Below are 9,449 nucleotides of genomic sequence, written 5' to 3'. Positions count from 1 at the left end.
GGTTCGAGCGTCGTTTGTTTCGCTTCGCTTTCGCTTCGCTTCAACCGCGCATTTACCAATGTATCTAACTTCCCTAAGTTTGTCAACCCCTTTTGGCAAAATTTTTTGATCTTTTTTCTATCCCTTGCTCCGTAAGCTTTTTAGCCTTTAGGGGTTTTTGGTAGTCCCTTGCTCAGAACTGTCGGTGCCGCTACTTTAGTTTACTTGTACTAAATATTCCCTCAGCTTAATTTTTTCTCGATCGCTCGGTCATTTTTGGGGTATGGTTCCTTGAGAATGTATTTTCTGATCGGAAAGCCCTCATGTCTCGCCGCGCTGCTTTACAATCCTATTTACTGGTGCGTTTACTCCTAGCTCCCTTGATGTTATGGACAATCGTGACGGTGGTTTTTCTGCTGATGCGTGTTGCTCCCGGTGATCCCACGGATGCGATTTTAGGCAACCGCGCCCCTGAAAGTGCCAAAAATGCCCTAAGAGAACAGTTAGGACTGAATAAACCCCTATTTTTCCAGTATCTAGACTATATTTTTAACCTAATGCACCTCAATTTAGGAGACTCTTTAACCAGTAAGGGGGTGACGGTATGGGAGATTATCGCTAAACATTTTCCGGCGACGGTGGAACTAACTTTTTATGGAATGCTAATTGCGGTGATAGTAGGAGTCGGATTGGGAATTATCACCGCTTCCCGTCCGAATACTCCCTTAGACGCGGGGGGACGTTTATTTGGACTGATAACCTATTCCTTGCCGATTTTTTGGGTGGGAATGCTCTTACAGCTAATTTTTGCGGTACAGTTGCGCTGGTTTCCTTTGGGGACTCGTTTTCCTTTGAGTGAGACTCCACCGCAGGCAATTACGGGTTTATACACCTTTGATAGTCTGATGACTCTACAACTAGATAAGTTGCCCACAGCTTTGTATTATCTAGCCTTACCTAGTTTTACTCTCGGCATTCTTTTGAGTGGGATTTTTGAACGGATGGTGCGAGTTAATCTGAAACAAACTTTGCAAGCGGACTATGTAGATGCGGCAAAAGCGAGAGGAATACCAGAAAAAACGATTATGATCGCCCATGCGCTGAAAAATGCCCTAATTCCCGTAATTACTGTCTTAGGATTAACTTTTGCGGCTCTTTTAGGTGGTGCAGTCTTGACGGAAGTGACTTTTTCTTGGCCGGGTTTGGGAAATCAGTTATATCGGGCGATTTCTCTGCGGGATTACCCAACAGTGCAGGGATTAATGGCTTTTTTTGCGACAATAGTGGTTTTTGCCAGTATTTTGATCGATCTAATCAATGCTTACATTGATCCTCGCATCCGTTATTAATCAGGGAGAGGGAATTATGAAGTGGGGAAGTGGGGAAGTGGGGAAGTGGGGAGTTTGAGCATTTGTGCTAAAATCCCAATAGGCAGCTTAAAGACAGTACAGCTTGACATAAGACAACGGCCGTGAAATTGATGTCACGGCTAATAAAAAAATGGGTCTGGATTGCTTTTTATCTCTAGGTTGTTGTTAGGTGATTGCTGACTGATTAATAATGGTTGAATGTCAATCGGCTTTTCCTTTCAGGGAGACGAAATCGGGCCTATGGGAATTACTATTGTCACCATTTTGCGGAGGATGAAAACGATTTCTCACTTCGGGGGGAGTGGGTAAACCCTGTTTCATTTCTGCCACTTTTAAGAGGATCAAATACTCATAAAAAGCTTGCAGAGTACACCAAGCAAAACCAGCTTTACCATCGAGAATTCCCGCCAAGATAAAATACATATAAAACCAACGAAGCAGGGGACGAAAAGGCAATCGTAGAGAAAAATCTTTTAAAGCTCTCCGTCTATCTACTTCAGTTTCACCAAAAAATAAATTTTTCCAACTAACACCACCGTTAGCCAACTGATGTAGAGTTTCTGCTGCTTCATCGGTAGAGTAACGATTATGTTTTTCAATCCAACGACTTAAACCTTTACTACAGGTATAGTGGGGATAGGTTTCTTCTAAAAAAGAGGTTTTTCCTCGACATTCTTCCCTTTCCGTGTGACCATAATCGCTAAACCAGACTTGATCTTTTCTAAATAGACGCATTTGATAACGAGGATACTGGGTGCTGCGACGGATCCAAGTTCCCATAAACATAACTCTTTCGGCCACATAAAAACCAGTAAATTCCTGTTGTTGAGTGGCACGCAGACATTCTGCATACAGTTGGGGTGTCATCCTTTCATCTGCTTCGAGAATATAAACCCAATCGTATTTAGTCTCGATATTTTCTAACATCCAAGTTCTTTGTTTACCATGACTCTCGAATTGATGCTGAATCACGCGCACTGGATAACGAGAAGCAATCTCTACAGTGCGATCGCTACTGTAGGAGTCAACCACAATCACATCATCGGATAGAAGTGCCGATTCCACACAGGCGGCAATATCAATTTCTTCGTTATGAGTGAGAATGTAAATGGAAAACATAGATATATGGTGTTTGATTATACGAAACCCGATCGGGTAGTAGTCCTATTGTGTACCGGAAAAAGCGGAATGAAAACCAGTTCATAGAAGAGATTTTCTCAAAACTATCAGACTGCGATCATTCTATCCTCGATCGCCATTTTGTCAATATTCCTTAAGTATTACTTGAAAAATTCGGTTCTTCGTTACTTGGTATGGTTCGATAGGGGGGCATAAATCGACTAAATCCTTATCTGGCAAGAGACTTAATTGATTAGTTCGCTCTAGAAAAAAACAATTAACAAAAATCGCTAAAGGCCTTTCTATATAAGGGTTCCATCCCTTATAACCCCCGTCCATTGCATAACACAAACCGAAGAGCCAAAAATTCTTTACCTGAGCTTGTAGCGACCGGCAATGAGCTATTCCCCGCCATGAGATAATAGACGGTGCTTTATGTCTTCAGTAATTTTCGATGACTGCTGTTTCCGAGTGTTTTCGTTCTCTCCGTTGCCAGGGGAATTGTGCCTTGATTCCCTTTATTACTGCCGGTGATCCCGATTTATCTACCACTGCCCAAGCTTTACGCATTTTAGACCGAGCAGGGGCTGATCTGATCGAATTGGGGGTTCCCTATTCCGATCCTCTCGCGGATGGCCCGGTTATTCAAGCGGCGGCCACCCGCGCTTTAAATCGGGGTGTCAAGTTGGAAGATGTGCTAGAAATCGTCAAAAATGCCCAGGGAGAGGTGAAAGCTCCGATTATTCTGTTTACTTACTATAATCCCATCTATCATCGCGGGATAGATGTCTTTTTAGACCAAATTAAAGCAGCTGGGGTGAGTGGTTTGGTGGTTCCCGATTTACCCCTAGAGGAAGCGGAAAGTCTGCTGCAACCGGCTGCCGCTAAGGGAATTGAAGTGATTTTATTGGTAGCGCCTACCAGTCCCCCGGAACGAATACAAGCGATCGCCCGGCAATCCCAAGGTTTTATTTATCTGGTTAGTGTCACGGGAGTGACGGGAATGCGTAACCAAGTGGCCACCAGAGTGGAGGAATTGCTCGATTCTATCCGTTCTGTCACCGATAAACCCGTGGGGGTAGGATTTGGCATTTCTGACCCGACACAGGCACTACAGGTGAAAAACTGGGGTGCTGATGCGGTAATTGTCGGCAGTGCCATGGTTAAACGTCTGGCCGATAATTCCCCCAGCGATGGGTTAAAATCCCTCGAAGAATTCTGCCGCAGTTTAAAACAGGCGATTCAGTGAGGGGTTAGAGGTTGTTCTAAGGGAATTCCGGCTGCGGGGCGATCGAGGTATAATCTCTCTGGGATTCCCTTTTCTGCTGGTTTTAACGCTCGGTGGTGGCAGTAGGGATTGTTCCCCTAAAAGAGCATTGTACCTTGTTCTACGGGTGGCGCTCACGAATAAAATTGGTGCGTTACGGCCGATTGTTGATTTTAGTTTTTTGTCCAAAGTAGCAGCCGCAAACACGCACCCTACAATCTACAGACTAAAGATTATTTTCGATTACAATGTCGCCATGGAATAACCCGTAAAATAATCATTAGATTGGGTTAAACGACGTGCAACCCAACACAAAATATGAAGAATAATAGGGGGATGATGTTGGGTTTCCGTTGTCAATCCAACCTTGCAAGATAGGCGTACTGCTAGGCAGTGCCTTCGGCATCGCACTCAACCATTTATTTTTAGTAATTCACATCTTCATCAACTAAGCGTTGAAATTTATCAACAAGCTTGTTTTGAAGTTCCATAAAATCGTTGATGTCTTTTTCTAACTTGTCTTGGCGAATTTGACGAAATAGAGGGTTTGATTCATCCTCCATATTTTGATACCTTTCTTTGAGCAGTTTCATAAATCGCTCAAAAATGGCATCTAATTCATAAACTAACTCCTCTTTTTTGTGAAGTAAGAACTTAGCTGTATCGGCGCGACGGGCAGCTTTATCTCTTGTTAAATACTGATTACAAGTTTCTGTTAAAGCTTGCAATTGTGTTTCACGCAAAGTTTCTAAAGCTCGTTTCCGAAATTCGTATTCGGTTTCAACTAATGCCAATTGAGCTTTAACAATCGCTCTTTGAGTTTCACTAGGAAAAAATCGGGCAAGAAAACCCTCTCGTTTTTGTTCACTAAGCTGAATGGCTTCAATCTGAACTTGCTCGGCCCGTCGCATAATGGGCAAGTTAGTATTATGAAAATCATCATTTTTACTTAGGGAATAACGTCTGTCAACCATAATTTAACTCCAGAAATTTGTTTGTCGTAAAAAAATACCATGAACTTGACTCATTTCTTAAGGGCGGGCTTCTTGAAAGCGAGTAGTACATTGTATTCACTCCCCTTTATTCAAAGTTTTGACCATTTTGAGTATGGCTATTATCTTCTTTGGTCTGATTGGTCATATAGCCATTCATTGCGTCCAATGTATGTTGATAGGCTTCCTCAACTTTGTTAACTTTTTGGTGATGTCGAACCTCCTCTTCCACAATAGAAGGAATTGTTTGCTTTTCCATTTGTTTGTGCATTTCCTGCTTAATTTTCTGCTTGTAAACAGTAGGATTAAACTCTTGCCCTAATCGGGAAATTTCTCGACTTAATTGATTGGTATAGACTTTACCCAACTCATCTACAGCTTTTTGATAGTTTTCGCTTTGAAAAGCATTACTAATTGCTTCCTGTTGAGCTTTTTCTTGTATTTCTATTTGTTGCAAATAATGAGACTCACTTAAACGAAGAGAGCGCAAAGAAAGATTTAGCTGTATTTTTTCCTCCTCGTCTAAGAGATGATCGTATAATCCACGTTTTAGCAATAGTTTGGCAATGATTGGACTGACATCAATTAAAACAAAAAGAAGGGTGATAAAATAGCTTGACCGGGCATAAATATGCTTATCCTTTTTCTTTCCTAACTTATCTAGTGTCTCAAGCTGAGTCATTATATCATCGGCTTTCGCTTTCTCAGCGACAATCTTCGCCAATTCAAGATCGCGTTTTTGTGTTAATGTCTTGATGCGATTGAGATTCTCTTTAATCTGAGTAACTAAATTTTGTTTGGTGCTTTCATATTCAGTCAGACTTTGCTGATATTTTTGCCATTTTTCGTCATAGACAGGGCCTTTGCCTAATTTTTTTGTGCCAGAAGTTCCTTCTGCTTCTCCAATAACAGCCCGATAAGCTTCATCCCTTTGTTGTTTCGACTTATCTAACTCGTTCTGCAATTTTTCATTATCTTTTTCTAAGTCAGAAATTTCAGAATACTTCAGGATTAAACGCTCCTGGTTCTCTGAAGCACTTTTAGAGTTTTGTTCAACCAGTTCAGCCCGAATCGGTTTTTCAAAAATTTTGAGTTCTAAGGGTTTAGCCACAACAAAAGCGATAGAGATAGCGACTAATACCCGAACTCCGAGAAAGACACTTTGTTCTGCAGTCCACTTTTCCTCCTTCCGAGTGGTGGAAACTAAAAAGCGATCAAGATTGCCAATCATTAATCCCCAAAAGAAACCAAAGCCGATAGCCATCCTTGTGGAATTAAAAACAGTCCACAGGGCATAACCTCCACTGAGAGATGCTAGTACAGAGGTCAACAGAATTGTAAAACCGATCATGGCATATTTATTGTGATCGACTTGGCATCGTTCTAAAACCTTAATGTTTGCTCCCGCACAAAACCAAAGGAATTTCAGAGCAAAGCTTGCATTAGATTGAGGTAGAGATGTAGATTTCATATTGACCTCCTGATGGTTGGTGTGCCAATTCCTAAACTGGAACTGGATTTATTGTAAAAAGTTGTCTCGGTGATGTCAGTCCCCATCGAAGTAGAAATTATTTGCGTGAAGATGGAAAAAAGTAGAAATTATTTGCATGAAGATGGAAAAAAGTAGAATTACTGCGGATTCAGGTTCGGTTTGATAAATCCTCCGCGCTTCAAGGCTTATTTAACTAGAGTCGATGGGAAGTTGCCCCAATGAGCAGGAGGACAAAGCTGTGAGTGTGAGGACACTCAATGAGCGAGCGATCGGTTCAGGTTCTTTCTCATGCAAACTCAGTAAAATCAGCAAACTCAGTAAGCTCAGTAAAGCATGACGGCTTGGTAAGTTTTGTATTATTTTATACAAAATACAAAAGTAGCCGTTCAGGAGGGAAACATGGTACTCTGAGAAGTGCGATCACGGAGCTTCTCGACTTTGTGTGATAATTTTTGCTTATGAAATCGTGAAATGTTTACTGGGAAAGACTTTTAGGACTATTTGGTTAAATAAACTATCAGTATAGACCTCGTTTCCACACAGAAACCAGAAGAGCTCGATCACGTTTAACACTTACAATTGGGTCGATTTTGCTCAAAGACAAATCTGTTGGGAGCATCTGAAACATCTCTTTCCTAAACAGTTACAGAAAGTCTTTTTATACAAAGGTTAAGAAATGGAAAAACTGACTATCTTCAACGACAAGACGCTCATCCCTGTAGCAGACAAGTATCAATTGACTGATCAGCAAAGAGAAGTTTTTTTTCGTCGCCTTATTGAGAAAAAAAATTATCGACAAATAGCGGAAGAACTTGAAACAAGTGAAAATGCTTGTCAGAAATGTATGGGAGAAGTTTATAAAAAGTTTAATATTACCGGAGAAACTAGAGGGAAGGAACGCCGTCTTATTCAGGTAATAAACTCGATTATAACTCCCCAAAAATCAGTATCATCTATTATTTATCCATCTCCATTTATAGAACGAAATTTTCAATTTATTTTAAGAGGAGAACACGCGATAGCCCGTTCTTTATTTGCTTTTATCGCTAGAACCTTAAAGCAAGTTCAAGTTGAACATTATAGTCCCGCTCAAATAATCGGACAGGCGATTAGGGAGATAGTTTCAGATTCTTCTCACAGAAACATTTTAGAAAAAGCCCCTTCTGCTACCCTGAGAAAATTTTGTTTAGAGCAAATTTTAAAACACTTAAACTCTCAACGGAGAGAGAAAGAATCAAGTCTTAATAAATTAATCATTAGTGAAGAGTCTTTGATTAATAATATGAAGATAATTAGATATGTTTTAGACAAACTAATCAAAGAATCTTGTCCGAAAGATCATCAATTATTAGAGCATATATACGAGAAAGGGTTAAGCTATCAACAAATCGCTGGCGATTGGATAGACTCACCTGAGAAATCCGAAAATCAAGACCTAATTAATGAACTCAAAGAAAAGCATGAGAAATTGCTTAAACATATTCGCCTTGAGTTTCATACAATTAAGGAAAGTGAGAATCTCGAAGATTATTTAAAAGAAGTAAAAGAGACAGAAATAATTTCCTACAAGAATCCAGAAATTAAAACAAAGATTGAACTATATAGTAAAATAGCTAACCTTGAAACTTTGAATAATGATAACATTCAATATCTTAAGTTAATATTAGATGATTCTATCCGTACACCCCTAATCGATTTTTGGATTAATGAGATCGATCACTTTATAGCTCATGAAAGAGAAGATTTACAATATTTAGAAACTCATAAAGAATTTGAAGCTCAACAGAAAATTGAGTTAATCAATGAACTAAAAGATGGCTTGTTAGTGAATGGGAAGGAAAAAGAACCAGTGCTAACTATCGGGATTTGGGAAGTAAAAAACTTCAGACTTTATTGCGAACAATATCAATTAGCTGAAGCTGAAGTAACATTGTGGAATCCTAAAACGAATAAACAATTTACAGGAATAGCTGTAGAAAAAGGCTCAATTAATGCATTATGTCAAGCTCTAAATTATTCCTTGAATAAAGCACTTCAGTTAGAGAACAAGGCTTGTAATTTCTTTCTTTACTGGGTAAGTTTACAAAATGAAAAAATAAACAATGATATAAACGTCCCTGTTACTGCTACTGTTATAATTCAAGATGGGAGTAATTTTTATGTAGGAAAAGACATAAATGAAGACACGATAACAGCAGCGTTTAATGCCTGTGTTTCTGCCACGGATAACCTCGTTAATAATAAATCAACTTGTGTGGAAAAAATTGCTAACGAATATACTAGGACTGGAATAGTAAAAATTTCTGGACAAGCACGAATTGAAAAAACCATAGAGATTTTAACAAAGATTTTTGAAACAAGAGAGAGCGCGCCTATCTCTATCTTCGCAGTGAGTAGTGGCAAATTAGTCTCTTGGTGGAATAGCGAGCTAGGATACAAATTTCAAGAATTCAATAAAAAATTGATTCAGCAGGGAATCAATATCCAAAGAGTCTTTATCTTAGATAAATTGTCTAGTGAAATCAAAGAAATTATGGAAAGACAAAAGCGCGATGGCATAGATGTACGCTATATCCTCGAAGAAAATGTAGAGAATTTACAATCAAACTCGGAACCTTTTTTAGGCTGGCAATCCTTAGCTTCAACAAATTTCTTGGTCTGTGGTGACGAATTAACAACTAAAATGGTTGTTAACAGTCAAGGAAATGAAGAAGACGGCTCTATATCCTTTGTTCAAGATGATATTCTCGTCAATAAACAACAGTTTGATTTGATCTGGGAAAAAGCTGAGGATAAAGATTTAGTCAATAGTCAGTAAAATGTAAAAAGTCAATAAGCGGGGAAAGTTCAGGTATAACCTCACCTCTTGACAAAAATGGCTCTTCGGTTTGTCTTATGCAATGGAGGGGGGTTATAAGGGATGTAACCCTTATATAGAAAGGCATTTAGCGATTTTTGTCAATTGTTTTTTATCTAGAGCGAACTAATCAATTAAGTCTCTTGCCAGATAAGGATTTAGTCGATTTATGCCCCCCTATCGAACCATAACAAGTAACGAAGAGCCACAAAAATTTACAATTATTCAACGCAATTAATGGTCTATCTATCCCTCTTTCAGGACTCTGGCAAAAGTCTTACAGTCTCTAAACTCTAGCTCTCTTATGGGGTAAGCCTTCAAGCTATCGCTAACTAACAGAAACCCGAAATTTGAGTTTTTATTAGAAAAAAAG

6 protein-coding genes are annotated in these 9,449 nt (G+C 39.4%); 3 read left to right on the top strand and 3 right to left on the bottom strand.

The window, feature by feature from the left end:
• Positions 1-302 precede the first annotated feature (302 nt).
• Positions 303-1,328, top strand: coding sequence for an ABC transporter permease (locus IM515_RS00170; protein WP_287629430.1), 1,026 nt, complete (start codon positions 303-305; stop codon positions 1,326-1,328).
• Between the two features lie 222 nt (positions 1,329-1,550).
• On the opposite strand, the gene IM515_RS00165 is transcribed toward IM515_RS00170, so the two are convergent.
• Positions 1,551-2,468 carry a glycosyltransferase family 2 protein gene (locus IM515_RS00165; RefSeq protein WP_287629429.1) on the bottom strand — a complete coding sequence of 306 codons (918 nt, stop codon included), beginning with the start codon at positions 2,466-2,468 and terminating at the stop codon, positions 1,551-1,553.
• Between the two features lie 454 nt (positions 2,469-2,922).
• Here IM515_RS00165 and trpA point away from each other — a divergent pair, with 454 nt between their 5' ends.
• Complete coding sequence (gene trpA / locus IM515_RS00160; protein WP_287629428.1) at positions 2,923-3,717, top strand: tryptophan synthase subunit alpha; 795 nt, start codon at positions 2,923-2,925, stop codon at positions 3,715-3,717.
• Between the two features lie 443 nt (positions 3,718-4,160).
• Here trpA and IM515_RS00155 read toward each other — a convergent pair whose 3' ends face one another.
• Both IM515_RS00155 and IM515_RS00150 read right to left on the bottom strand, forming a co-directional pair.
• On the bottom strand, positions 4,161-4,709 hold the full coding sequence (locus tag IM515_RS00155; RefSeq protein ID WP_008201089.1) for a hypothetical protein: 549 nt from the start codon (positions 4,707-4,709) through the stop codon (positions 4,161-4,163).
• A 106-nt stretch (positions 4,710-4,815) separates the two neighbouring features.
• Complete coding sequence (locus IM515_RS00150; protein ID WP_287629426.1) at positions 4,816-6,198, bottom strand: DUF4407 domain-containing protein; 1,383 nt, start codon at positions 6,196-6,198, stop codon at positions 4,816-4,818.
• Between the two features lie 697 nt (positions 6,199-6,895).
• Between IM515_RS00150 and IM515_RS00145 the strand changes: the two genes are divergently transcribed.
• Complete coding sequence (locus IM515_RS00145; RefSeq protein ID WP_190717889.1) at positions 6,896-9,037, top strand: alpha-isopropylmalate synthase regulatory domain-containing protein; 2,142 nt, start codon at positions 6,896-6,898, stop codon at positions 9,035-9,037.
• Positions 9,038-9,449: the final 412 nt, after the last annotated feature.

Origin of the sequence: Microcystis sp. M44BS1, assembly GCF_020244875.1 — a bacterium.
Classification (GTDB): domain Bacteria; phylum Cyanobacteriota; class Cyanobacteriia; order Cyanobacteriales; family Microcystaceae; genus Microcystis; species Microcystis panniformis.
The sequence above is the reverse complement of the archived record's forward strand: the minus strand, read 5'-3'. Positions and strand labels throughout refer to the sequence as shown.

Bases quoted from the DNA above. Each gene is read 5' to 3' on its own strand.
- IM515_RS00165 (WP_287629429.1), bottom strand. From the start codon at position 2,468: ATGTTTTCCATTTACATTCTCACTCATAACGAAGAAATTGATATTGCC.
- IM515_RS00145 (WP_190717889.1), top strand. From the start codon at position 6,896: ATGGAAAAACTGACTATCTTCAACGACAAGACGCTCATCCCTGTAGCA.
- IM515_RS00155 (WP_008201089.1), bottom strand. From the start codon at position 4,709: ATGGTTGACAGACGTTATTCCCTAAGTAAAAATGATGATTTTCATAAT.
- IM515_RS00150 (WP_287629426.1), bottom strand. From the start codon at position 6,198: ATGAAATCTACATCTCTACCTCAATCTAATGCAAGCTTTGCTCTGAAA.
- IM515_RS00170 (WP_287629430.1), top strand. From the start codon at position 303: ATGTCTCGCCGCGCTGCTTTACAATCCTATTTACTGGTGCGTTTACTC.
- trpA (WP_287629428.1), top strand. From the start codon at position 2,923: ATGACTGCTGTTTCCGAGTGTTTTCGTTCTCTCCGTTGCCAGGGGAAT.